This is a genomic window from Streptomyces sp. NPDC006332, from assembly GCF_040612855.1.
Lineage (GTDB): Bacteria > Actinomycetota > Actinomycetes > Streptomycetales > Streptomycetaceae > Streptomyces.
On record NZ_JBEXRA010000002.1, the window covers coordinates 220,169 to 243,701 of the forward strand.

Consider the following 23,533-nt stretch of genomic DNA (forward strand, 5'->3'; position numbering starts at 1 on the left):
CCTGACTCATGGGAGCCCAGCTCCGGGTCTACAAGCGTCGCATCCGATCCGTCACCGCGACCAAGAAGATCACCAAGGCGATGGAGATGATCGCCGCCTCGCGCGTCGTCAAGGCGCAGCGCAAGGTGACGGCCTCCACGCCGTACGCGACCGAGCTCACCCGCGCGGTCACGGCGGTCGGTACCGGGTCGAACACGAAGCACCCGCTGACCACGCAGGCCGAGACGGTCGTGCGGTCCGCGGTACTGCTCCTGACCAGCGACCGCGGTCTGGCCGGCGCCTTCAACTCCAACGCCATCAAGGCGGCGGAGCAGCTGACCGAGCGCCTGGAGCGTGAGGGCAAGCAGGTCGACACGTACATCGTCGGCCGTCGTGGCCTCGCCCACTACAACTTCCGCGAGCGCAAGGTCGCGGAGTCGTGGTCCGGGTTCACCGACGAGCCGACGTACGCGGACGCCAAGAAGGTCGCGGCCCCGCTGATCGAGGCCATCGAGACGGACACGGCGGACGGCGGGGTGGACGAGATCCACATCGTGTTCACCGAGTTCGTGTCGATGATGACGCAGACGGCGCTCGACGACCGGTTGCTGCCGCTCAGCCTCGACGAGGTGGCTAAGGAGTCCACGACGAAGGACGAGATCCTTCCGCTGTTCGACTTCGAGCCGTCGGCGGAGGACGTCCTCGACGCCCTGCTGCCGCGCTATGTGGAGAGCCGGATCTACAACGCGCTGCTCCAGTCGGCCGCCTCCAAGCACGCCGCGACGCGGCGCGCGATGAAGTCGGCGACCGACAACGCCGGAGAGCTCATCGAGACCCTCTCCCGCCTTGCCAACGCGGCCCGCCAGGCCGAAATCACCCAGGAAATCAGCGAGATCGTCGGTGGCTCCGCAGCCTTGGCCGACGCGAACGCGGGGAGTGACAGGTAATGACGACGACAGTTGAGACGGCCGTTGCCACGGGCCGCGTCGCCCGGGTCATCGGCCCGGTCGTCGACGTGGAGTTCCCCGTCGACGCCATGCCGGAGATCTACAACGCCCTTCACGTCGAGATCTCCGACCCGGCCGAGGCCGGTGCGAAGAAGACGCTGACCCTGGAGGTCGCCCAGCACCTGGGTGACGGCCTGGTCCGCACGATCTCGATGCAGCCCACCGACGGTCTGGTCCGCCAGGCCCCCGTCACCGACACCGGCACGGGCATCACCGTCCCGGTCGGCGACTTCACCAAGGGCAAGGTGTTCAACACCCTCGGTGAGGTGCTGAACGTCGACGAGACCTACGACGGTGAGCGCTGGTCCATCCACCGCAAGGCCCCGAACTTCGACGAGCTCGAGTCGAAGACCGAGATGTTCGAGACCGGCGTCAAGGTCATCGACCTGCTGACCCCGTACGTCAAGGGCGGCAAGATCGGTCTGTTCGGTGGTGCCGGCGTCGGCAAGACGGTGCTCATCCAGGAGATGATCTACCGCGTCGCCAACAACCACGACGGTGTCTCCGTGTTCGCCGGTGTCGGCGAGCGCACCCGTGAGGGCAACGACCTCATCGAGGAGATGGCGGAGTCGGGCGTCATCGACAAGACCGCCCTGGTCTTCGGTCAGATGGACGAGCCCCCGGGCACCCGTCTGCGCGTGGCCCTGGCCGGTCTGACCATGGCGGAGTACTTCCGCGATGTGCAGAAGCAGGACGTGCTGTTCTTCATCGACAACATCTTCCGCTTCACGCAGGCCGGTTCCGAGGTCTCGACCCTGCTCGGCCGTATGCCCTCCGCGGTGGGCTACCAGCCGAACCTGGCCGACGAGATGGGTCTCCTCCAGGAGCGCATCACCTCGACCCGTGGTCACTCGATCACCTCGATGCAGGCGATCTACGTCCCCGCGGACGACCTGACCGACCCGGCCCCGGCCACCACGTTCGCCCACCTCGACGCGACGACGGTTCTGTCCCGTCCGATCTCCGAGAAGGGCATCTACCCGGCCGTGGACCCGCTGGACTCCACGTCCCGCATCCTGGACCCCCGCTACATCGCGGCGGACCACTACAACACCGCGATGCGCGTCAAGACGGTCCTGCAGAAGTACAAGGACCTCCAGGACATCATCGCGATCCTCGGTATCGACGAGCTCGGCGAGGAGGACAAGCTCACCGTCCACCGTGCCCGTCGCGTGGAGCGCTTCCTGTCGCAGAACACCCACGTCGCCAAGCAGTTCACCGGCGTCGACGGGTCGGACGTCCCGCTGGACGAGTCGATCACCGCGTTCAACGCGATCATCGACGGTGAGTACGACCACTTCCCGGAGCAGGCGTTCTTCCTGTGCGGTGGCATTGAGGACCTCAAGGCCAACGCCAAGGAGCTGGGCGTCTCCTGAACGCCGGGCTCAGTGAATCTGAGCTCTGAGCTCGTGTGAGGGGGGCGGGCGCGTCCCGCCCCCTCTTGCACGCCCACTAGACTTGTAACCAACACCCGGCACAACCGCCGGGTGGTGACCCGAGGAGCCACCTTGGCTGCTGAGCTGCACGTCGCGCTGGTCGCGGCCGACCGAGAGGTCTGGTCCGGCGAGGCCACCCTGGTCGTCGCGCGCACCACGTCCGGCGACATCGGCGTCATGCCCGGTCACCAGCCGCTGCTCGGTGTGCTGGAGTCGGGCCCGGTGACCATCCGTACGAGTGACGGTGGAACGGTCGTCGCCGCCGTGCACGGCGGTTTCGTCTCGTTCGCCGACAACAAGCTGTCGCTGCTGGCCGAGATCGCCGAGCTGTCGGACGAGATCGACGTCCAGCGCGTCGAGCGCGAGCTGGAACGCGCGAAGGCGGAGGGCGACGCGTCCGCCGAGCGTCGCGCCGACGTACGACTGCGCGCGGCGACAGCGCGCTGACCCGCCACGTCACGCGATGACGTCACTCAGCCGCGGCTGGAACCGGAGCGATCCGGTACCGGTCGCGGCTGAGGCGAATGTGGGTGTTTTTTCCATTCCGTTACCGAGAAATCCGTAACCGAGGAGACGAGGAGGGTCGGTGTCGATGGTCCTCGCTCTGACTGTGTGCGGATTGGTCGTGGCCCTGGTGGTCATCGGGCTGTTCGTCTTCGGCCTGCGCCGCAGGCTCATCCAGCGTTCCGGCGGCACCTTCGACTGCAGTCTGCGCTGGGACGTACCGGAGAAGTCCGACACCAGTGGCAAGGGCTGGAGCTACGGCGTCGCCCGCTACAACGGCGACCGCGTCGAGTGGTACCGCGTCTTCTCCTACGCCTACCGCCCCCGCCGTGTCCTGGAGCGTGCCGCCATCGAGGTGGCCGGCCGCCGTCTGCCCGAGGGCGAGGAGGAGTTGGCGCTGCTCTCCGACGCCATCATCCTCACCTGTCTGCACCGCGGCACGCGTCTCGAACTCGCGATGAGCGAGGACGCGTTGACCGGTTTCCTCGCCTGGCTCGAGGCGGCCCCGCCCGGACAGCGAGTGAACGTCGCGTAACCACGTCCGCGCGCTGTCCGGGGGAGCGTCGAAGGCGCATGTTCCTTACGACAGCCCGTTGTTGATGGCGCTCACCAGTTCACCGCCCGCGGTGTCCCCGCTGAACTCCCAGAAGAACGCGCCGCCCAGGCCCTGGTTCTTGGCCCAGGTCATCTTCCCGGCGATCGTCGAGGGAGTGTCGTACGACCACCAGTTGTTGCCGCAGTAGGCGTACGCCGTGCCCGCGATGGTGCCGGTGGCCGGGCAGGACGTCTTGAGCACCTTGTAGTCCTCGATGCCCGCCTCGTACGTGCCGGGTGCCGCGCCGGTCGCCGTGCCGCCCGGGGTGGACTGGGTGACGCCGGTCCAGCCGCGGCCGTAGAACCCGATGCCGAGCAGCAGCTTGGATGACGGGACACCCTTCGACTTCAGCTTCGCGATCGCGTCGGCGGAGTTGAAGCCGGCGGCCGGGATGCCGGAGTACGAGGTCAGCGGCGAGTGCGGGGCGGTCGGGCCGTCCGCGTCGAAGGCGCCGAAGTAGTCGTACGTCATCACGTTGTACCAGTTGAGATGGGCCGAGGCGCCGCCGTAGTCGGCCGCGTCGAGCTTGCCGCCCGAGGAGCCGTCGGCGGTGATCGCCGCGGTGACCAGGTAGTTGGAGCCGAACTCCGAACGCAGCGCCCCCATCAGGTTCTTGAAGGCGGCCGCCCCGCTGGTGTCACAGGTCAGACCGCAGGCGTTCGGGTACTCCCAGTCGATGTCGATGCCGTCGAAGACGTCGGCCCAGCGCGGGTCCTCCACGACGGACTTGCAGGACGCGGCGAAGGCGGCGGGATTGGCCGCGGCCTGGGTGAAGCCGCCGGAGTAGGTCCAGCCGCCGAACGAGTACAGCACCTTGATGTGCGGGTACTTGGCCTTCAGCTGGCGCAGCTGGTTGAAGTTGCCGCGCAGCGGCTGGTCCCAGGTGTCGGCGGTGCCGCTGACGGACTGGTCGGCGGTGTACGCCTTGTCGTAGGCGGCGTAGGTGTCGTCGACGACGCACTTGCCGTTCTTGACGTTGCCGAAGGCGTAGTTGATGTGCGTGATCTTGGAGGCCGACCCCGAGGTCACCAGGTTCTTGACGTGGTAGTTGCGGCCGTAGACGCCCCACTCGGTGAAGTAGCCGAGCTTGACCTTGTCACCGGTCGGCGGCGGGTCCGTGGGGCCGCCGGTGGTGCGCACGGCGACCGCGGCGCTGGCCGGGCCGGTCTGGTCGGCGGTGTCGCGGGCCTGGACGGTGTAGGAGTAGTCGGTGCCTGCGGTCAGACCGGTGTCGGTGTACGAGGTGGTCGTCACGGTGGCGATCTTCGCACCGTCGCGCAGCACGTCGTAGTTCTTGACGCCCTTGTCGTCGGTGGCCGCGCTCCAGGCCAGCTTCACCGAGGTGTTGGTGACGTTGGACGCGGTCGGCTTGCCGGGGGCGGAGGGAGCCGCGTCACCGGGGACCGTGCCGCCGTCGCAACTGCCGCCGTTGAGTTTGCAGTTGGCGGGGGAGCCGGAGCCGGTGCCGTTGAAGCCGAAGGAGACGGAGGCGCCGGGGGCGAGGGAGCCGTTCCAGGACTTGTTCCTGGCGGTCCAGTGGGTGCCGGAGGAGGTGACGTCGGCGTCCCAGGCGGAGGTGACGGATGTGCCGGAGGGGAAGTCCCACTCGACGGTCCAGGAGCTGAGGGCGGTGGTGCCGGTGTTCTTCACCGTCCACTTGCCCTCGAAGCCGGAGCCCCAGTCCTGGGTCTTGGCGTAGGTGGCGGTGGCTGTCGTCGCCGCTTGAGCGGGGCTTGCCAGGCCGACCAGGCCGGCGAGGGGGAGGAGCAGGGTGGCGAACCCTGCCGCGGCTCTGTGTCTGAAGCGCATGCGGCGCCTCCTCGGGGATTGGGGGCGTGGCTGAGCCTTCACGCCCACGGTGCCGCGAGAATAGAAAGGTCTGGACCACGGGTCAATAGGTCTGGACCAGTTCTGTTACGGGGCGTCAGATCCCCAACTCCTGCGCCAGTACCGCCGCTTGTACCCGGCTGCGCAGCTCGAGCTTCCCGAGCAGACGGCTGACGTGTGTCTTCACGGTCGCCTCGGCCATCGTGAGACGGGTGGCGATGTCCGCGTTGGACAGCCCCTCACCCAGACAGGACAGCACCTCGCGTTCGCGACGGGTGAGGCTCTCCAGGACGGCGGGGTCGGCGCCCGGCTGCCGTACCGGCTTCGCCGCGAACTCGGCGATCAGACGCCGGGTGACGGCCGGGGCGATCAGGCCCTCCCCGCGTCCCACCGCGCGCACCGCCTCCAGCAGGTCCTTCGCCTCCGTGTTCTTGAGCAGGAACCCGGCCGCACCGGCGCGCAGCGCTCCGAAGACGTACTCGTCGAGGTCGAAGGTGGTCAGGACGAGCACGTCGGCCAGTTCCTCGGCGACGACCTGCCGGGTCGCCGACACCCCGTCGAGGCGCGGCATCTGAATGTCCATCAGCACCAGGTCGGGACGCAGCTTTCGGGCCAGCGCCACCGCCTGCTCGCCGTCTCCCGCCTCGCCCACCACCTCGATGTCGGGGGCGCTGCGCAGGATGAGGACGAGTCCGGCGCGGACGGCGGACTGGTCCTCGGCGACGAGGACACGGATCATGCGGGTTCACCTTTCACGCGGGGCCTCGGGCGACTCGTTCCGGGCCTTGGTCGGCGCTCGCGCGCGGGGTCTGTCGGTGACGGTGTCACGCGGGGTCCGCGTCCCCGACGGGCAGGGTGGCGCGTACGGCCCAGATCTTGCCGTCCGCCGAGTCCTCCGGTCCGGCCTCGAAGGTGCCGTGCAGCAGGGCGGCCCGCTCCCGCATGCCGACGAGTCCGGCGCCCGAGCCGGGTGCGCTCGGCCCGTCCCGGTCACCGTACGGGCTGGTCACCTGGACCGTGAGCGATCCGTTCGGCCGGTCCAGGCTCACCGTGACGCGGCCGGCGGAGGCGTGCTTGAGGGCATTGGTGAGGGACTCCTGCACGATGCGGTAGGCGGCGAGTTCGACCGGGGCGGGGACCTGGCCGTGCGTGGTGTCGGGGAGGGGGTTGTCGAGGGTGACGTCGAGGCCGTTGCCGCGGGCGCCGGCGACGAGCGCGGGCAGTCCGTCGAGTGTCGGGATCGCGGTGGGCTCGCCGTCGCCGTCGCGCAGGATCCCGATCAGGCGCCGCATCTCGGCGAGGCCCTCGACGCTGTTCTCCCGGATGACCGCGAGCGCCTCCCGGGAGGTCTTCGCGTCGTCCAGGGAGAGCGCGGCCGTGGAGTGAATGGCGATCGCGGAGAGGTGGTTGGCGACCATGTCGTGCAACTCCCGGGCCATCCGGGCCCGTTCGGCGACCACCGCCTGGGTGCGGTCCATCTCGGCGAGCAGGGCCGTCTGCTCGGCACGCAGTTGGGCCGCTTCGGCGACGTCGCGGTGGTTGCGGACGATCAGCCCGGTGGAGGCGGGCGCGAACGACACGAGGCCGATGGTCACCCCGATCAGCAGGGCTTCGGGCACCCGCCACACCGCGAACGGCACCAGCGCCCCGGCCACCGTGAGCAGCCCGGTGATCCGGGGGATGCGGCGGGCCGACCCGGGCGTGCCGTACAGGACGGCCGCGTACATCAGGTCGGTGTACATCAGGAGCGTGAACAGGCTCCCCTGGGTGACGAGGTCCACGACCACCGCGGCCGTGCCGACCAGCAGGGCCGTACGGGGGGCGGCCCGGCGCAGCACCTCGCAGCCGGCGGTGACGGCGAGCGGCAGCAGGATCGCCCAGCGCCCGTCGAGGAGCACGATCGGATCGTCGGCCGGCCGGACGCCCAGGCCGATACCCCACAGGAACAGCCCGCCGAGCAGCCCGGACACCGCCACGTACACATCGAAGCGGTGTGGCCGGTGCAAGCGGGGTGGGCGGGATGGTCGGAAGGCCATGTCTCCATCCAACACGGCCCGCACGGCGGACGCCTGGCCCCCGGGAACGGTCCCGGACTGCATCTTTCGATGTACCGGAGGTTCGTCACCGGCGACGACGACCCGGTCCGTCCGCGGCGGGAGCCTGAAGGGGACCGAGAGGAGCGAACCGTGATCGTCGCCTTGATCGTCGCCTGCGAGATCGGCTTCTGGGTGCTGTTGGCCGCCGGTCTGGCCGTCCGGTACCTGCTGCGGATGGAGCGCACCGGCATGGCGCTGCTGCTGTGCGAGCCCCTGCTGGAGGTCGTGCTGTTGGTGGCCACCGCGGTCGACCTGAAGAACGGGGCGGACCCGAGCTGGAAGCACGGTCTGGCCGCGCTGTACATCGGCTACACGGTCGGTCACGGCCACCGCACGGTGAAGTGGCTCGACGGTCACGCCGCGCACCGCCTGGCCGGAGCGCCGAAGCCCGTCGGACCGCCGCGCTACGGGATGCCGCGGGCCCGGCACGAGGGCAGGGTGTGGCTGGGCACGGTGGGGGCCGCCGTCGTCGCGACGGTCCTGCTCCAGATCGCCGTCTGGTACGTCGACGACTCCTCCCGCACCGGCTCCCTGGAGAGCTGGCGCGCCACCGCCTGGCGGGCCGCCGGCATCCACGGCCTCATCGCACTGACCTACCTGATCTGGCCGAAGAAGGCCCCGGACGTCCCCGAGCCGGACCACCGCCCGTCGGCGCCGGGCCGATAGCGTCGGCGCGCACCGCCCGGCGCGTTCGGCTCAGCGCTCCCCGCCCGGGACCCACAGGACATCGCCCGCGGCCTTGTTCGCCGTCCGGGCCAGGATGAACAGCAGGTCGGACAGCCGGTTGAGGTAGGTCGCGGTGAGCGGGTTCATCGTGTCGCCGTGAACCTCCAGCGCGGCCCAGGTGGAGCGCTCGGCGCGGCGTACGACCGTGCAGGCCTGGTGGAGCAGGGCCGCGCCGGGGGTGCCGCCCGGGAGGATGAAGGAGCGGAGCTTCTCCAGCTGTTCCAGGAAGCGGTCGCAGTCCGCCTCCAGCTTGTCCACGTAGAACTGCTCGACCCGCAGGGGCGGGAACTTCGGGTCCTCCACGACCGGCGTCGACAGGTCCGCGCCCACGTCGAACAGGTCGTTCTGGACGCGGGTGAGGACCTTGACGATCTCCTCGTCCAGGTCGCCCAGCGCGATCGCCGTGCCGAGGGCCGCGTTCGCCTCGTTGGCGTCCGCGTACGCGGAGATCCGCAGATCGGTCTTGGCGACCCGGCTCATGTCGCCGAGGGCGGTGCTGCCCTGGTCGCCGGTCCTGGTGTAGATGCGCGTCAGATTGACCATGGGGTCAGAGTAGTTATGTACCGTACGTCCGGCGCGCTGGTGTGCCCACTGTCACGGACCGCGCGGCACGGCGGACGGCCATCGGGACGCCGTACGGCAGGGGGCGGCGCAATCCGGACGAAGGGGAGCGAGTGGTCCTCGCGCTTCTCGGCGGCAAGGAGGAGCTGTTGGGCCGGCGGGTGCCCAACTACGCCGTCCGTGGCGTCGAATGACCCGTGGCGGTGTGATGTCCGTCAGATGAGACGTGACGCGCATTACTTACCGGTCACACCGCCCTTCACGGGCGCTAGGGTCCGCCGGAGAGGCAAACATGAACAGCGTGTGAGCGCACGTGTGCAGTCATGTGAGCGCTCGTGTGCAGTCATTCGAAGGGGAGTCGCACAGTGGCACGGAAGCTTGCCGTCATCGGCGCCGGCCTGATGGGTTCCGGTATCGCCCAGGTCTCCGCGCAGGCGGGCTGGGACGTCGTACTGCGCGACGTCACCGACGAGGCGCTCAGGCGCGGCACCGACGGCATCAAGGCCTCGTACGACAAGTTCGTCGGCAAGGGCAAGCTGGAGGCGCACGACGCCGACGCGGCCCTCGCCCGGATCACCGCGACCACCGACCTGGACGCGGTCGCCGACGCGGACATCGTCGTCGAGGCCGTCTTCGAGAAGCTCGAAGTCAAGCACGAGATCTTCCGTGCGCTCGACAAGATCGTCCGCGACGACACGGTCCTCGCCTCCAACACCTCCGCGATCCCGATCACCAAGATCGCGGCCGTGACGGAGCACCCGGAGCGGGTCGTCGGCGCGCACTTCTTCTCGCCGGTCCCGATGATGCAGTTGTGCGAGCTGGTGCGCGGCTACAAGACGAGCGACGAAACCCTCGCCACCACGCGGGAGTTCGCCGAATCCGTCGGCAAGACCTGCATCGTCGTCAACCGGGACGTGGCCGGCTTCGTCACCACCCGTCTCATCTCGGCGCTCGTCGTCGAGGCGGCCAAGCTCTACGAGTCGGGCGTGGCCACCGCCGAGGACATCGACCTCGCCTGCAAACTGGGCTTCGGCCACACGATGGGCCCGCTGGCCACGGCGGACCTCACCGGCGTCGACATCCTGCTGCACGCCACCAGCAACATCTACACCGAGTCCCAGGACGAGAAGTTCGCCCCGCCGGAGCTGATGCGCCGGATGGTGGACGCCGGTGACATCGGACGTAAGAGCGGGCAGGGCTTCTACAAGCACTGAGAGCTCTCACCTCGCACAGGCCCCTGGCGCATCACACGCCAGGGTGAATTCGATATCGGTTCGCTTACAGACGGCAACCTCTGACCGCTCACCGCCGTCAGAGGTTGCATCACCTGGCACACGGCAAGGCAACTCATTCGCGGAGCACGGCACGCACGCACAGGGGAGCGAGTATGTACATCAGGGGCGACCACGCCGAGCTGGTCGTCGGGGGCCGCCTCGACGTACGCAGCGCGGCGGACGCCCGTACGGTCCTGCACTCGGCCGTCGATGACGGCGTCGGCGATCTGGTCCTGGACCTGTCCGAGCTGGACTCCTGGGACGCCACCGGCCTCGGGGTGATCATGGGGGCACACCGGCGGGCCGGCCGCTGCGGCCGACGGCTGGTCCTGCGCGACGTACCGCCGCAGATGCAGCGCCTGCTGGTCGCCACCAGACTGCACCGCATCCTGGCGATCGAGGGCGGCATCGGGGTGGAGTCGCTGCCCCGGGTGTGACCCGCGAAGCGAGTGCGGTCCGGCGGGCGGAAGCGTCCGACCGGTGTGTCACGAAACGTACGACGCACGCAATCCTCACGAGACCGTGACGTCTCGGACGGCGCGGTACCCCGGTATGTCGGAGATACTGTGCGAAGGTTTAGGGTTCGGTCGCCCGCAGCGTGACAACCCTCAAGCGGGCCCGGACCAGAGGCGACAGCGCGGTGTGCAAAAGGTCGGGAGGGGCCGGAACTGTGCACACGACGCTTTTGGGGGCTTGGACCTGATGGACCCTGACAACCGGGAACCCGAGGAGTACGGCCACGACGACGGCGGTACCTCCCGGTCGAATGAGTTCGAGACCGGGGGCGGCCACGCGTCGCGCCAGCGTCCGTTCAGGGACGCCCTCACCTCCGACTTCGTTCCGCAGGGGCCCGCACTCGCCCGCACGGTGCGGCTCGTCGCGGGCGACTTCCTGCTCACCGTCAATCCCGTCGACGGCAGCGAGATCGAGGTCTGCCCGCCGGGAGAACGCCCCGGACGGCCCGAGAAGCTCACCGCGGCCGAGCGCGCCGAGTCCGCCCGCGCGGCCGGACCACCCACCCCGCCCGGCCCGGCCTGGCCCGAGCTGCCGCTGCCGGCCCGCCGGGACGAACGCGAACGCCTGGTGCGGCTGCTCGCCCGGGGCCGCTCCGTCCGCCTGACCGGCCCCGCCGGCTCCGGCCGCACCAGCCTCCTCGACCTCGTCGCCGAGGACTGCGCGGACCTCGCCCCCGACGGCGTCATCCGCCTCAGCGGCGTCCACCGCACCGCGAATGAGCTGCTGCACGACCTCTTCCACGCCGTCCACGACGCGCCCCTGCACCGCCCGGACCGGGACGCGTTGCTCGCTCACGTCCGGGAGATCGGCGCGGTCGTCGTCCTGGACGACATCGAGTTCGGCGGCGCCGCCCTCGACGAACTGCTGGACGCCACACCCGAGTGCGCCTTCCTGATCGCGGCCACCCCCGACGTGCCCGCCCCGTCCGCCGACTCCGCGCTCGAAGAGGTCTTCCTGGGCGGCCTGGAGCGCGCCGACGGGCTGGAACTCCTGGAGCGTGCCGTCGGCCGCGTCCTCACCGAGGAGGAGTCCAACTGGGCCGGCGACCTCTATTTCGAGTCCGAGGGCCTGCCGTTGCGCTTCGTCCAGGCCGGGGCCCTGCTGCGGCAGCGCGACCGGCAGCGGGCCGGGGCCACCGACGAGTTCGGCGTCTTCACGGACCTGACCGAGGTCGGCGCGCCCTTCGCCCCGTCCCTCGACCCGGACGACGCCGACAACGTTCCCCTGCCCTCGCTCGGCGAGGCCGCCGCGCCCGCCCCGCTGCTCGCCGCCCACCTCAGCGACTCGGCCCGCGCCACCCTGCGGTTCGCCGTCGCACTCGGCGGCGAGGTGCCCCACCAGGCGCACCTGCCCGCTCTGGTCGGCCACACCCACGCGGACGCCGCGCTGGGCGAGCTGACCGCGTGCGGACTGGTCTCCCCGGCAGGCTCCGGCTACCGCCTCGCCGCCGGCGTCCAGATCCAGCTGGAGGCCGCCGGATACGGCGACGACACGGAGTCCCAGGCGCTCGCCGCCGCCCAGCACTACGCGTGGTGGGCCGGGCACCCCTCGGTCACCCCGGAGCGCGTGTGCGCCGAGGCGGGCGCCCTGCTCGCCGCCCTCAGCGTCCTCGCGCCGACGGCCACCGCGCCCGCCGAGGGCGAGGAGAGCGTCGCCGTGCAGCTGGCCCGGGCGGCGGCGCCCGCCTTCGCGGCCGGGCTGCACTGGGGTGCCTGGGAGCGGGCGCTGCGTGCCGGCGCGGAGGCCTCCCGGCTCGCCGGTGAGGTCGCCGAACAGGCCTACTTCCACCACGAGCTCGGCGTCCTCGCCCTCTGCGGCGGACAGCTCGACCGGGCCCGGGCCGAGCTGGAGGCCTCCATCGGCCTGCGCGGCGCCCTCTCCGACAAGCGCGGCACCGTCGCGGGCCGCCGCGCCCTCGCGCTGGTCGCGGACCGCTCCGGTACGGTGCCCGGCCTCCCCGCGACGGCGGGGGAGGAGGTACCGGACGCGCGGTACGAGGAGTCGCAGTCGCCCTCGGCCGGTGTCCCGGCGGCCTTCCCGCCGCTCCAGCCGCCCACCGACAGTGGCACGCTGGTCACCTACGGCTCGCCCTCCGGCCCTCTGGGGCCGTCCGGGTCCACCAGGGTCTCCGGCCTGTCCCCGTCGACGCACAAGGCGCGCGGCGGCCTGCGGGGAATGGCCAGGCGCAACCTCGTGGCGGCGGGCGCGGGCGCCCTGCTGGTGGCCGTGCTCGGCACGGTGGTGACACTCGGCGCCACCTCCGACAACGACGCCAAACCACCGGCCGACCACGTGGGGGTCGACCCCTCCGCCAGCCAGGGCCCGGACGACGGCGGCCTGGGCGCGGACGTCCCGAAGAGCGACGACGGCGACAGCGACACCGGCACCGCGACCAGCAGGCCGGCCGACCCCGGCCCCGACGGCACCCTCGGCACCGCCGACGACCCGACGCCGACCGACCCGGTGCAGCCGTCCGACGACCCGAGCGGGACGAAGAAGCCGAGCGGCAGTCCGTCGACCTCGTCGAAGCCGCCGACCTCGCCCAGGCCGCCCAGCTCGCCGTCGAAGCCGCCGACGGACACCCCGACCGACTCGCCCACGGACACGCCCACCGACACCCCGACGGACACTCCCACGGACCCGCCGACGGAACCGCCCACGGACACCCCGACGACGCCGCCGGAGACCTCAAACACTGCCAGCGGCCCCGCGACCGCCAGCGCCCCCGTGGAGACCAGCAGCTCCGCGAGCGCCCCGGCGAGCGCCGACGCAGCTTCACCGAGCGACTCCGCGCCGGTGATCTGACGCCCGTACAGCCTGAAGGGCCCGGTCCACCAGCGGACCGGGCCCTTCACGTCGTCGTGACGGAGTGACCGTCAGAACAGGCGCAGCTTGTCGTCCTCGATGCCGCGCAGGGCGTTGTAGTCGAGGACCGCGCAGCCGATGCCGCGGTCCGTGGCCAGGACGCGGGCCTGCGGCTTGATCTCCTGGGCGGCGAAGACACCGCGGACCGGGGCGAGATGCGGATCGCGGTTCAACAGCTCGAGATAGCGCGTGAGTTGCTCGACCCCGTCGATCTCGCCACGCCGCTTGATCTCCACCGCGACGGTCTTGCCCTCCGCGTCCCGGCACAGGATGTCGACGGGCCCGATCGCCGTCATGTACTCGCGGCGGATGAGCGTGTAGCCCTCGCCGAGGGTCTCGATGCGGTCGGCGAGGAGTTCCTGGAGGTGCGCTTCCACGCCGTCCTTGATCAGGCCGGGGTCCACGCCCAGTTCGTGCGAGGAATCGTGGAGGACTTCCTCCATCGTGATGATGAGCTTCTCGCCCGCCTTGTTGATGACGGTCCAGACGCCGTCCTCGTCACCGGAACCCTCCTTCAGCGTGCAGGGCGGCGACATCCAGTTCAGAGGCTTGTAGGCCCGGTCGTCCGCGTGGATCGAGACGCTGCCGTCCGCCTTCACCAGGATCAGCCGGGGGGCCGAGGGGAGGTGGGCGGTGAGCCGGCCCGCGTAGTCGACGGAGCATCGGGCAATGACGAGACGCATGGTCGGCAACGCTACTCGACGGGCACAGGTGCACGCGATTCGGCCCGGTAAACCGTTCCTAGAGTCTGAGCGGGAGTGAGTCCTGGTGCCAGGACTCCTGCTCAGACGAACGCCCCGAACGGTGTTGGGTGTTCTGGTCGCCCGCTTTCGCTCCGCTGTCCGGGGGCACGCATCTGGTGCGTGGTCCGGGGATGCGGGGGCGGGGTCCCTCACGTCCTTGGCCTCCGGTGGGGCCTGGGCGGTCCGATGCCCCGCACGATCGCTCTGGTCGTGCGGGGGCGGTGCCGTCCGTCGCCGGATCGGGTGTCCAAGGGCGCGTCGCCCGATCGCGATGCACGCCGCATCGTGCCGGGAAACCTGTCGGGTACTGCTGGTGAGGGGCTGCTGCCAGTGCTGGGCACCCCACCGGGAGGTGTACGCCGGATCCACCGCCACGACCGCGACGTCCTGCTCGGCGGCCATCGACACCAGCCGCGCCTTCAGCTTCGCGGTGGGGAAACGGGAGATGAGACGCCGGAAACGCTTGTTGCGGCCGTGCTTCTCACGGCTTGTGCCGTCGGTGAAGTCGAGGTCCTCGACCGCGATGGCAGCGGCGCCGCATGCGCGGGTGTGGTGCAGCAGCCGGGTCAGCGCGTGCCGGAGCTGCGCGTCCCGGTGCTGGGCGCTGCCCGACAGGTGGTAGAAGAAGCGGCGGGGCTCACCCACCGGATTGCCGTGCACGTCCAGTCGCCAGGCGGCCAGGTGGTCGTCATTCATGTCCACGCCCACCACGCCCCGGGCGAGGGCCGCGTGCAGGGGCAGGACGGGGGCCGGGGTGCGCTGCCAGGAGGCGGTCACATACCAACGGCCCCGCACCACATCGTGGTGGATGCGGTAGGCCACCGCCCGACTGTTCGTGATCCGGTCCAGCCACTCCTCGCCCCGGTGCGCGAACTGCACGCGCGCCTCCAGCACGTACCTGCCGTGCGGGGCGTTCGCCAGATGCGCCAGGGCGGCTGGGAGCTTGAGGAAGAGCTGTCCGGTGTCGGTGACACGGATCGTCTCGTTGCCGAAGCGTTTACCGGACTCCCCGTCCGCCGCCAGGAACATCCGCGCTGCCCGCCACCGCTCCCGCCACGCCTGCTCATCAAGCCCGGCCGCATCCAGGTGGTGGCGCAGGTGTGCGAGTTTCTTCCCGCCGCGCACCACCCGCACCCGGCCCGCCGCCCAGTCCGCCTCCACCCCAGCCAGCCGGGACTGGAGCGCGTGTAAGCGGCGGGACTTGGCATGCCATTCTGAGCGCGAGCCGTAGCCGCGTGCCAGGCCAGCCCGCTTGTCCGCCTTCGCGCCCAGCGGACGCGCCAGCCGCGCCTCAATCGAGGCGATCTGCCTGCGCAGCCAGGCCAGTTCGGCCGCCTGTCCGCGCCGGGCCAGTGCCCACTGGTCATGCGTGGCCTTGGTGATACTGCCCGCCCACCTGGCCGACGAGACCCCCGTCAGTTCCCGCTTGCGCACCGCCCACGCGGCGGCATCGTGCTCCAGCCCGCGTTGGGAACGCACCGCGAGATCCCTCGCGGCCAGCGAGCCCAGGAACGCGCCCACCTCGGCCAGCACCGCCGCATTCGCCTGCGACACCCGCAGCCGGGCCCGGATCGCCACCCCAGCGGGACCGGGCACCACGAACGACTCCGCCGCCTCACGCAACCCGCCCAACCCCACCACCCCCGCCGACCAAGACCACCCGAAGAACTGGTCACCGCATCCAACGAGCACCCCGCAGCAGAGGTCACGCATTCGATGCAGGAACTTCCGTTCCACCGCAGGGCCCTCTGGGCCGCTCAGCACAGGGCATAACCAGGACTCACTGGCGCTCACTCAAACGCACTCGATCGTGTTCCAGTGGCAGCAGCTGCAACCCTCGTTCGGTTGTGGCCGATTGTGAGCCCAATGAGGCCTCTGCATGTACGCATTCTGCTGGTGCCGTCACCATCCGCTGCTTACCGTAGTAAACGGGAGGTCGCGAGTTGTGTACACAGCGTGTTCGGTATCACGAACTCCCTTTATCTGTCCGGCAACCCCTGGTGATCGGGGGTGCGAGAGGAGAACCCATGTCGCTCGACGTCTCACCGGCCCTACTCGAACAGGCCGAGCGAGGCGAGGTCGACGAAGCTGCCTTCGTCGACTGCGTCCGGACCTCCCTGCCCTACGCATGGGAGATGATCAGCTCCCTGGTGGCCCAGCTGAAGGTCGACGGCGGTCAGTTCGCCGACAACCAGACGCCCCCGCCGGACGAGCAGGCACGCGGTCAGCTGCTGCGTGCGCTCGCGAGTGACGCGATACGCGGCGCGCTGCAGCGGCACTTCGGTGTTCGGCTGGCCTTCCAGAACTGCCACCGGGTGGCGGTCTTCCCGTTGGACTCCTCCGTCGACGAGACGCTCGCCCGCTTCACCTCGGTGCGCAACCAGCTGTTGAACCAGTCCCCGGAGTTGCGGGACTGCTGACCAGCAGTGAGCTGCCGGCTTGCCGCTCCGTACGTGGGAGGTGCCTCAATACCGGGGCGGCAAGTTCCCCGCAGGACAGACCAGTTGACGGGGGTCGTCAGCCGAGGTGCGGAATGACCTCGGCACCCAGCCGCCGTACGTTCTCCTCGGTGGCCGCGAGGTCTCCCGAGCCCTCGACGAGCAGGGCGAAACGGGAGATGCCGGTCCGCTCGCTGGTCGCGGCGAGACGGTCGGCGCACAGGCGAGCGGTGCCCACCGGGTGCAGTTCGCAGAGCAGTTCGGTGTACGCCAGCGGGTCGCGCATCCGGCGTTCGCTGCCGTCCACCGTGACATGGGCGCCGAGCCCCTGCTTCAGCCAGCCCGGCATCGCCTTCGTCAACGCCTCCACCGCGTCCTGGCGCCGGTCCGCGATCTGGCAGACGCCGGCCGAGACATGGGCCGCGCCGAGGACCTCCGCCGGCGGATGTCCGCTCGCGCGCGCGTGCCTGCGCCACAGGGCGACCATCTCGGCCTTTTCCTCGTCCCCGGCGTGCATCCCGAGCAGCATCGGCAACCCGCGCTCCGCGGCCAGCCGCACACTCGCCGGGGAGGTGCACGCGACGACCACTTCGGGGCCGACGGTGTCGGTCAGCGCCTCCGACGGCCGGGGCACGACCGGCACCTCACGGAACCTGAACCGCTCGCCCGCCGCGCCGACCGCCGGTTCACGCAGCCAGCGCACCAGCAGATCGAGTGATTCCGGGAACCCCGACTCGTACGCCTGAAGACCCGCGCCGAACACCTCCAGGTCGACCCACGGGCCGCCGCGCCCGACGCCCAGCGAGAAACGGCCGCCGCTCGTCAGGTGCAGCAGCGCGGCCTGTTCGCCGAGGGCCACGGGGTGGGCGGTGGGCAGCACGCTGACGGCCGTGCCGACCTGGATCCGGCGGGTGCGGCCGAGCAGAAACGCGGCCAGGGTGATCGCCGACGGACAGGTGCCGTACGGCACGAAGTGGTGCTCGGCCAGCCAGACCGCGTCAAGCCCGGCTTCCTCGGCCACCTCGGCCGAGCGGACCGCGCGGTACAGCGCCTCCCCCTGGCCCTGCCCCGGGAACTGGGCCGCCAACACGAAACTGCCTACGTGCATCGCTCTTCCTGCTTCCTTGGCTCCGACAGGGAGCTCCCCCACCCGGCATAACCGTCTGACACGTGCCGAGGACACGGTCTGGCGAAGGGATTTGCGGATTGTCTGCAGAATGAGTCGACGGAGGGGGACGTGCGGGGGTCCGTTCCCTGCCTGTACCCCGGCCTCTGCCGCGTACGCTGGGCACGAGCCCTGCATCCTGTATAGCCCCGTGAGGTGTCCTGTGTCCCCGCGTCGCAACCGACCCAAGGGAACCGACTCGTCGAGCCACAGCGCCGAGGACGACCGGCCCGGCCGTTACGGCGGCTGGCAGAGCGCGGAGGACTGGCGGGGCGAGCAGTGGAGCGTGCGGCACGTGGCCGGGGCGAGCGCCCAGGGCAAGACGTACCGCTGCCCGGGCTGCGAGCAGTTGATCCCGGACGGCGTCGCGCACGTGGTGGCCTGGCCGGAGCACTCGGGCGTCGACGAGCGCCGTCACTGGCACAAGGCCTGCTGGAACGCGAAGGACCGCCGCACCACGCGGGTGCAGCGGTCCCGTAGCGCGCCGAGGTTCTGAGACCCCGGCTCTGAGACGTCACACGTCGCGCTTCTCCAGCAGGGCGTAGGCAGCGGCGAACGCGGCGGCCGTCACGCCGAGGGCGATCCACAGCGGGTCCCAGCCGGACGGGCCGGACTCGGTCAGGGAGTTGGAGTAGAAGACGCTGAGCTGGTTCGGGATGGAGTACTCGAACAGGGCCTCGCGCAGCTTCTCCAGCGACTGCGAGAACATGAACAGCGCGATGACCAGCGGGGCCAGCACCAGGCCGATCATGATGGTGATCGCGCCCGCCGAGTGCCGGATGATCGAGCCCATGACCAGGGAGATCAGCCCGAGCAGCGCGATGTACAGCGAGATGCCGACCGTGCCCTTGAGCCACTCCTGGGCGGTCGGCTCCCTGGCGCCCTCCAGCATGGCGACGTCCGCGAGCGCGACGACGAGTGCCGAGACCAGGGTCACCACGAACGCGACCACGAAGAACACGATCGACTTCGCCGCCAGGACCCGGCCACGGGACGGGCACGCCACCATCGTGGTGCGGATCATGCCGGTGCCGTACTCGGAGGCCGTGGTCAGCACGCCGAGCGTGATGACGCACATGCTGCCGAGCAACAGGCCGAAGAACCCCAACGACAGCGGGTTCTCGTCCCCTACGTCCCCCGCGTCGGTGTTGCCGGCCACCACCGCGCCGGCCGCCAGTCCGATGCCGATGACGAGCAGCACGAACACACCGAGCGTCCACATCGTGGAGCGCACCGACTTGATCTTCGTCCACTCGGAGGCGATCGCGTGCCCGAGGTGCGTGCGCACGACCGGGATCGGCGAGGTGTAGCTGGGGTACGACGGTCCGGGCGCCGCCTGCCAGGCGGGGGCGGCCTGCGGCATCGGGGGCTGCGGGGTGCTCATCGGGCGTCCTCGGGCTTGGTCAGGTCGGAGGCGGAAGCGGAGGCGGAGGGTCGCGCGGTCGGCGCGGCGGGAGCGTCGGCCGGGGCCGGGGCCTGCGGCGCCGCCTGCGGTTGCGCGTAGGGGTTGGGCGAGGCGCCGGGGGCGGGAGCGGCACCGGGCGCGCCGGGAGCCCCGTAGGGGCCCGCGGGCGGCTGCGCCGGAGCCATCGGCTGCCCGTGCTGCCCAGGCTGTCCCTGGGCGCCGGGGTGCCCCTGCGGCACCGGCTGAGGCTGACCCGGCGCAGCGGGCTGCCCCGGTGCCCCCGCGAACGGCTGCCCGCCCTGCTGGGGCGCCGGCGGGGCGTACCAGCCCGGCTGGCCCTGTCCCGGCACCGGCATCGGCGGCTGCGCACCGGGCGGCAGCGGCTGCTGGAGCCCGGCCTTCTGGTCGATGGTCGAGCGGTAGTCGACGGCGCCCTGGGTCATCCGCATGTACGCCTCCTCCAACGAGGCCTGGTGCGGCGACAGTTCCCACAGGCGTACGTCCGTGCCGTGCGCGATGTCGCTGATGCGCGGCAGCGGCAGTCCCGTCACGCGCAGCGCGCCGTCCTGCTCCGGCATCACGTGCCCGCCCGCCTCGGAGAGCGCGGACGACAGCTTCTCGCGCAGCTGCGGCTCGGTGTCGGGCGTCCGCACGCGTGCGAAGTCGGCCGAGTTCGCCGAGATGAAGTCCGTGATGCTCATGTCGGCGAGCAGCTGACCGCGTCCGATGACGATCAGGTGGTCGGCGGTCAGCGCCATCTCGCTCATCAGGTGCGAGGAGACGAAGACCGTACGGCCCTCCGCCGCCAGCGCCTTCATCAGGTTGCGCACCCAGAGGATGCCCTCGGGGTCGAGGCCGTTGACCGGCTCGTCGAACAGCAGCACCTGCGGGTCGCCGAGCAGCGCGGCGGCGATGCCGAGCCGCTGGCCCATACCGAGGGAGAAGCCCTTGGAACGTTTCTTCGCCACGTCCTGGAGGCCGACCACGCCCAGCACCTCGTCGACCCGGCGGGCCGGGATGCCGGACAACTGGGCCAGGCTCAGCAGGTGGTTGCGGGCGGTACGGCCGCCGTGCACGGCCTTGGCGTCGATCAACGCACCGACCTGGCGAGGGGCGTTGGGAAGCCTGCGGTAGGGATAGCCCCCGATCGTCACCTGCCCCGACGTGGGGTTGTCCAGCCCGAGGATCATCCGCATCGTCGTCGACTTGCCCGAGCCGTTGGGCCCGAGGAAGCCGGTGACGGTGCCGGGCCGTACCTGGAAGGAAAGGTTGTACACAGCGGTCTTGTCGCCGTAGCGCTTGGTCAGGCCGACTGCCTCGATCATGCTCCGCACCCATCGCAAGGTTCAGGACAGCGGGGCACACGCCCCCCGTAAGGGTTAGGAGCTTATCGGGACGCTGACGGTTCCGCTCACTTCAAAACAAGCCCCACCAAAGCCCCCGGTGTCCCGCCGGCGGCTCAGGCATCCCTCCGCTTGAGCAGCACGTACCCTCCGGCGAGCGCGACGAGCACCCACAGCGCCATGATGCCGAGGCCGCCCCAGGGACCGTACGGAGTGTCGTCGTTGGCCGGGGTGACCACCTGCATGATCTTGCTGCCGGCCTGGTCGGGCAGGAACCGGCCGATCTTCTTCGTCGCGGAGACGTTCCCCAGGATGGTGGAGATCAGGAAGAAGAACGGCATCAGGATGCCCAGCGACAGCATGGGGGAGCGCAGCATCGCGGCGACGCCCATCGAGAACATCGCGATCAGGGTCATGTAGAGCCCGCCGCCGATGACCGCGCGCAGCACCCCGGCGTCACCGATCGACGCCTTGTGCTCGCCGAGCATCGCCTGCCCGAGGAAGAAGGTGACGAAGCTGGTGGCGAGGCCCACCACGAGCACCAGCCCGCTGGCCACCGCGATCTTGCTGGCCAGGAAGGCGCCGCGCCGCGGTACGGCGGCCAGCGAGGTGCGGATCATGCCGGTGCTGTACTCGTTCGACACCACCAGCACCCCGAACACGATCATCGCGAGCTGCCCGAGGCTCATGCCGGCGAAGCTGGTGTAGGTCGGGTCGAAGGACAGCCTGTCCTGCGCGTTCCTGGTGTTGAACTCATTCTCCGACAACGCCGAGATCAGCATGCCGAGCGCGATGGTGACGACCACGGCCAGCGACAGCGTCCACACCGTGGAGGCCACCGACCGGATCTTGGTCCATTCGGACCGGACGACCTGGATCGCAGCCATCTCAGTTCCCCTTCCAGCCGTCGCCCCACGGCTGCTGCTCGGCGGGCGCGTCGGAGTGTGCGTGGTACTCGACCGCCCCCGCGGTCAGTTGCATGAACGCCTCCTCCAGGGAGGCCTGCTGGGGGCTCAACTCGTGCAGGACGAGCTGGTTCTGGGCGGCCAGCTCGCCGATGTACTCGGCTTTGCTGCCGTCGACCTCCAGCGAGCCGTTGCCGGTCTCCACCACGGTGACCCCGGCGCGGTGCAGCACGTCGAGCAGACGCTCACGCTGCGGGCTGCGGACCCGGACGTACGAGCGCGAGTTCTGCGCGATGAAGTCGGCCATGGAGGTGTCGGCGAGCAGCCGCCCCTGGCCGATGACGACGAGGTGGTCGGCGGTCAGCGCCATCTCGCTCATCAGGTGTGAGGAGACGAAGACCGTACGGCCCTGCGCGGCCAGCGTCTTCATCAGGTTGCGGATCCAGTGGATGCCCTCGGGGTCGAGCCCGTTGACCGGCTCGTCGAACATCAGGATCCGCGGGTCGCCGAGCAGCGCGCCCGCGATGCCGAGGCGCTGGCCCATGCCGAGCGAGAACCCCTTGGCCTTCTTCTTCGCGACCGCGGTGAGACCCACCGTGTCCAGCACCTCGTGCACCCGCTTCTTCGGGATGCCGTTGCTCTGCGCGAGGCACAGCAGGTGGTTGTGGGCGCTCCGGCCGCCGTGCATGGCCTTGGCGTCCAGCAGGGCGCCGATGTACGTCAGCGGGTCCTTGAGCTGGTCGTAGTGCTTGCCGTCGATACGGACGTCCCCGGCGGTGGGGCGGTCGAGGCCGAGCATCATGCGCATGGTGGTCGACTTCCCGGCGCCGTTCGGCCCGAGGAAGCCCGTCACGATGCCGGGTCTGACGGTGAAGGTCAGGTTGTTGACCGCCGTCTTCTCGCCGTACCGCTTGGTGAGGCCCTCCAGCTCGATCATGCGGACCACGCTAGGACCCGTGTTCCGCGAATGCCAACCGGCTGGGCAAACGGGGGCCGACGAGTGTGACAAGAAACGTGAAAGACGGCAGGGATCCGGCCACGGACAGCACGCAGGCAATGGTCGTGGACGGCTTGTTCTCGCCGTCGGCCGGGCGAGCTCGGGCACGAGGAAGGCCCGCACCCCCTGCGCAGAGGATGCGGGCCCGGCCGTACTACGTCACCCGCTGGCGGTCACCGGGACTGCTGAGCCGGGACACCCCGGGAGACCGGCTCGTCGTCGGCCGGCGTGCCGGCGGCGGCCACCGCGGCGCCCGTGAGCGTGGCGAGCATCTCGCGCACGTTGGTCAGCTGGGCGTTGATGGAGTCGCGGCGGTTGGTGAGAGCCGCCAGCTCCCGCTCGGACTCCGAACGGATGCGGTCCGCCTTGGCGTTGGCGTCGGCCACGATGTCCTCGGCCTGGCGCTGAGCCGTCTCGACGGTCTGACGGGCGCGACGCTCGGCGTCCGTGCGCAGCTTCTCCGCCTCCAGGCGCAGCTGCTCCGCGCGGTGCTCGATCTCCGCGAGACGCTTCTCCGCCTTCTGCTGACGGGACGCCAGGTCGCGCTCCGACTGCTCGCGGCGCTTGGCGAGGTTCGTCTCGAAGTCGGCGGCGGCCTGCGCGGCCTTGGCGCGGGTCTCCTCGAAGAGGGCGTCGGCCTCCTCACGCTTCGACTGCGCGTCCTTCTGCGCCTCGGAACGCAGCTGCGAAGCCTCGCTCTTGGCCTTCTCGACGATCCGGGCGCCCTCGTCCTCGGACTTGGCCTTGCGCTCCGCAGCGAACGATTCTGCGTCGTTGCGGACCTGCTGGGCGGCCGACTCGGCCAGCTCACGGTGCTGCTCGGCGGCGCGACGCGCCTCCTCGCGCAGGTCCTTGGCCTCTTCCTCGGCGAGACGGAGGATCTTCTCGACACGCGCGCCCAGACCGGCGTACGACGGCTCGGCGTCGTTCACCTGGGCCTGGGCGTTCTGCGTCTCGAGGTGGAGCTCCTCGATGCGCTTTTCCAGAGCGGTGATGCGGGCGAGAGCGCTGTCACGATCGGAGACGAGCTTCGAGATCCGTTCGTCCACCTGCGCGCGGTCGTACCCACGCCGCACAAGCTCGAAGCCGTAGGGGGAAGTGTCGCTCATGGGGTTCCTGTCAAATGAGACCGGTGAGGTGATAGGGGGAAT

Annotated in this window: 22 protein-coding genes and 1 pseudogene; 11 read left to right on the top strand and 12 right to left on the bottom strand. The window is 70.4% G+C overall.

Annotated elements, in window-relative coordinates; translation table 11 throughout:
- The first annotated feature begins 8 nt into the window (after positions 1-8).
- The 4 genes from ABZ027_RS03210 (at position 9) to ABZ027_RS03225 (ending at position 3,461) form a co-directional block, all read left to right on the top strand.
- Positions 9-926 carry a F0F1 ATP synthase subunit gamma gene (locus ABZ027_RS03210; protein ID WP_356763818.1) on the top strand — a complete coding sequence of 306 codons (918 nt, stop codon included), beginning with the start codon at positions 9-11 and terminating at the stop codon, positions 924-926.
- On the top strand, positions 926-2,362 hold the full coding sequence (gene atpD / locus ABZ027_RS03215) for a F0F1 ATP synthase subunit beta (RefSeq protein ID WP_053753232.1): 1,437 nt from the start codon (positions 926-928) through the stop codon (positions 2,360-2,362). The genes ABZ027_RS03210 and atpD overlap by 1 nt, the downstream gene beginning before the upstream one ends.
- Positions 2,363-2,494: 132 nt before the next feature.
- A complete protein-coding gene (locus ABZ027_RS03220) occupies positions 2,495-2,869 on the top strand; it encodes a F0F1 ATP synthase subunit epsilon (RefSeq protein WP_356763820.1) in 375 nt (124 codons plus the stop codon).
- A 145-nt stretch (positions 2,870-3,014) separates the two neighbouring features.
- Positions 3,015-3,461, top strand: a complete 447-nt coding sequence (locus ABZ027_RS03225; protein WP_356763822.1) for a DUF2550 domain-containing protein — start codon at positions 3,015-3,017, stop codon at positions 3,459-3,461.
- A 45-nt stretch (positions 3,462-3,506) separates the two neighbouring features.
- Here the strand turns inward: ABZ027_RS03225 and ABZ027_RS03230 are convergent, their stop codons facing one another.
- The 3 genes from ABZ027_RS03230 to ABZ027_RS03240 form a co-directional block, all read right to left on the bottom strand.
- On the bottom strand, positions 3,507-5,330 hold the full coding sequence (locus ABZ027_RS03230; RefSeq protein ID WP_356763824.1) for a glycoside hydrolase family 18 chitinase: 1,824 nt from the start codon (positions 5,328-5,330) through the stop codon (positions 3,507-3,509).
- 115 nt (positions 5,331-5,445) lie between these two features.
- On the bottom strand, positions 5,446-6,087 hold the full coding sequence (locus ABZ027_RS03235) for a response regulator transcription factor (protein WP_356763826.1): 642 nt from the start codon (positions 6,085-6,087) through the stop codon (positions 5,446-5,448).
- Positions 6,088-6,172: 85 nt separating this feature from the next.
- A complete protein-coding gene (locus ABZ027_RS03240; RefSeq protein ID WP_356763828.1) occupies positions 6,173-7,384 on the bottom strand; it encodes a histidine kinase in 1,212 nt (403 codons plus the stop codon).
- Positions 7,385-7,534: 150 nt separating this feature from the next.
- On the opposite strand from ABZ027_RS03240, the gene ABZ027_RS03245 reads away from it, so the two are divergent.
- A complete protein-coding gene (locus ABZ027_RS03245) occupies positions 7,535-8,110 on the top strand; it encodes a hypothetical protein (protein ID WP_356763830.1) in 576 nt (191 codons plus the stop codon).
- Between the two features lie 30 nt (positions 8,111-8,140).
- On the opposite strand, the gene ABZ027_RS03250 is transcribed toward ABZ027_RS03245, so the two are convergent.
- On the bottom strand, positions 8,141-8,713 hold the full coding sequence (locus ABZ027_RS03250) for a cob(I)yrinic acid a,c-diamide adenosyltransferase (protein ID WP_356763832.1): 573 nt from the start codon (positions 8,711-8,713) through the stop codon (positions 8,141-8,143).
- A 41-nt stretch (positions 8,714-8,754) separates the two neighbouring features.
- Between ABZ027_RS03250 and ABZ027_RS03255 the strand changes: the two genes are divergently transcribed.
- The 4 genes from ABZ027_RS03255 to ABZ027_RS03270 all read left to right on the top strand — a co-directional run bounded on the left by ABZ027_RS03255 (position 8,755) and on the right by ABZ027_RS03270 (position 13,326).
- Positions 8,755-8,925 carry a hypothetical protein gene (locus ABZ027_RS03255; RefSeq protein WP_356763834.1) on the top strand — a complete coding sequence of 57 codons (171 nt, stop codon included), beginning with the start codon at positions 8,755-8,757 and terminating at the stop codon, positions 8,923-8,925.
- A 171-nt stretch (positions 8,926-9,096) separates the two neighbouring features.
- Entirely contained in the window at positions 9,097-9,945 is an 849-nt protein-coding gene (locus tag ABZ027_RS03260; protein WP_356763836.1) for a 3-hydroxyacyl-CoA dehydrogenase family protein, read from the top strand.
- A gap of 173 nt (positions 9,946-10,118) precedes the next feature.
- Positions 10,119-10,442, top strand: a complete 324-nt coding sequence (locus ABZ027_RS03265) for an STAS domain-containing protein (protein ID WP_031040714.1) — start codon at positions 10,119-10,121, stop codon at positions 10,440-10,442.
- Between the two features lie 265 nt (positions 10,443-10,707).
- Positions 10,708-13,326, top strand: coding sequence for an ATP-binding protein (locus tag ABZ027_RS03270; RefSeq protein WP_356763838.1), 2,619 nt, complete (start codon positions 10,708-10,710; stop codon positions 13,324-13,326).
- A 71-nt stretch (positions 13,327-13,397) separates the two neighbouring features.
- On the opposite strand, the gene nucS is transcribed toward ABZ027_RS03270, so the two are convergent.
- Together nucS and ABZ027_RS03280 are read right to left on the bottom strand one after the other, a co-directional pair.
- The gene (gene nucS / locus ABZ027_RS03275; protein ID WP_356763840.1) at positions 13,398-14,069 is read right to left on the bottom strand and encodes an endonuclease NucS; all 672 of its coding nucleotides are present in this window, start codon (positions 14,067-14,069) and stop codon (positions 13,398-13,400) included.
- A 58-nt stretch (positions 14,070-14,127) separates the two neighbouring features.
- A pseudogene (locus ABZ027_RS03280) lies at positions 14,128-15,761 on the bottom strand (IS200/IS605 family accessory protein TnpB-related protein).
- A gap of 395 nt (positions 15,762-16,156) precedes the next feature.
- Between ABZ027_RS03280 and ABZ027_RS03285 the strand changes: the two are divergent.
- Positions 16,157-16,549, top strand: a complete 393-nt coding sequence (locus ABZ027_RS03285; protein WP_095748035.1) for an SCO5389 family protein — start codon at positions 16,157-16,159, stop codon at positions 16,547-16,549.
- A gap of 97 nt (positions 16,550-16,646) precedes the next feature.
- Here ABZ027_RS03285 and ABZ027_RS03290 read toward each other — a convergent pair whose 3' ends face one another.
- Positions 16,647-17,675: an LLM class flavin-dependent oxidoreductase gene (locus tag ABZ027_RS03290; RefSeq protein ID WP_356763842.1), complete on the bottom strand. Its 1,029-nt coding sequence runs from the start codon at positions 17,673-17,675 to the stop codon at positions 16,647-16,649.
- A 220-nt stretch (positions 17,676-17,895) separates the two neighbouring features.
- On the opposite strand from ABZ027_RS03290, the gene ABZ027_RS03295 reads away from it, so the two are divergent.
- Positions 17,896-18,228: an ATP/GTP-binding protein gene (locus ABZ027_RS03295; protein WP_356763844.1), complete on the top strand. Its 333-nt coding sequence runs from the start codon at positions 17,896-17,898 to the stop codon at positions 18,226-18,228.
- Between the two features lie 18 nt (positions 18,229-18,246).
- Here the strand turns inward: ABZ027_RS03295 and ABZ027_RS03300 are convergent, their stop codons facing one another.
- The 5 genes from ABZ027_RS03300 to ABZ027_RS03320 form a co-directional block, all read right to left on the bottom strand.
- A complete protein-coding gene (locus ABZ027_RS03300) occupies positions 18,247-19,116 on the bottom strand; it encodes an ABC transporter permease subunit (RefSeq protein WP_356763846.1) in 870 nt (289 codons plus the stop codon).
- Entirely contained in the window at positions 19,113-20,462 is a 1,350-nt protein-coding gene (locus ABZ027_RS03305; protein WP_356763848.1) for an ATP-binding cassette domain-containing protein, read from the bottom strand. Before ABZ027_RS03305 ends, ABZ027_RS03300 begins: the two co-directional genes overlap by 4 nt.
- Positions 20,463-20,596: 134 nt before the next feature.
- On the bottom strand, positions 20,597-21,367 hold the full coding sequence (locus tag ABZ027_RS03310) for an ABC transporter permease (protein ID WP_356763850.1): 771 nt from the start codon (positions 21,365-21,367) through the stop codon (positions 20,597-20,599).
- Position 21,368: 1 nt separating this feature from the next.
- Positions 21,369-22,322 carry an ABC transporter ATP-binding protein gene (locus tag ABZ027_RS03315; protein WP_356763852.1) on the bottom strand — a complete coding sequence of 318 codons (954 nt, stop codon included), beginning with the start codon at positions 22,320-22,322 and terminating at the stop codon, positions 21,369-21,371.
- A 233-nt stretch (positions 22,323-22,555) separates the two neighbouring features.
- Positions 22,556-23,491 (bottom strand): cellulose-binding protein, encoded by a 936-nt coding sequence (locus ABZ027_RS03320; protein ID WP_356763854.1) that lies wholly within the window; start codon positions 23,489-23,491, stop codon positions 22,556-22,558.
- Positions 23,492-23,533 lie beyond the last annotated feature (42 nt).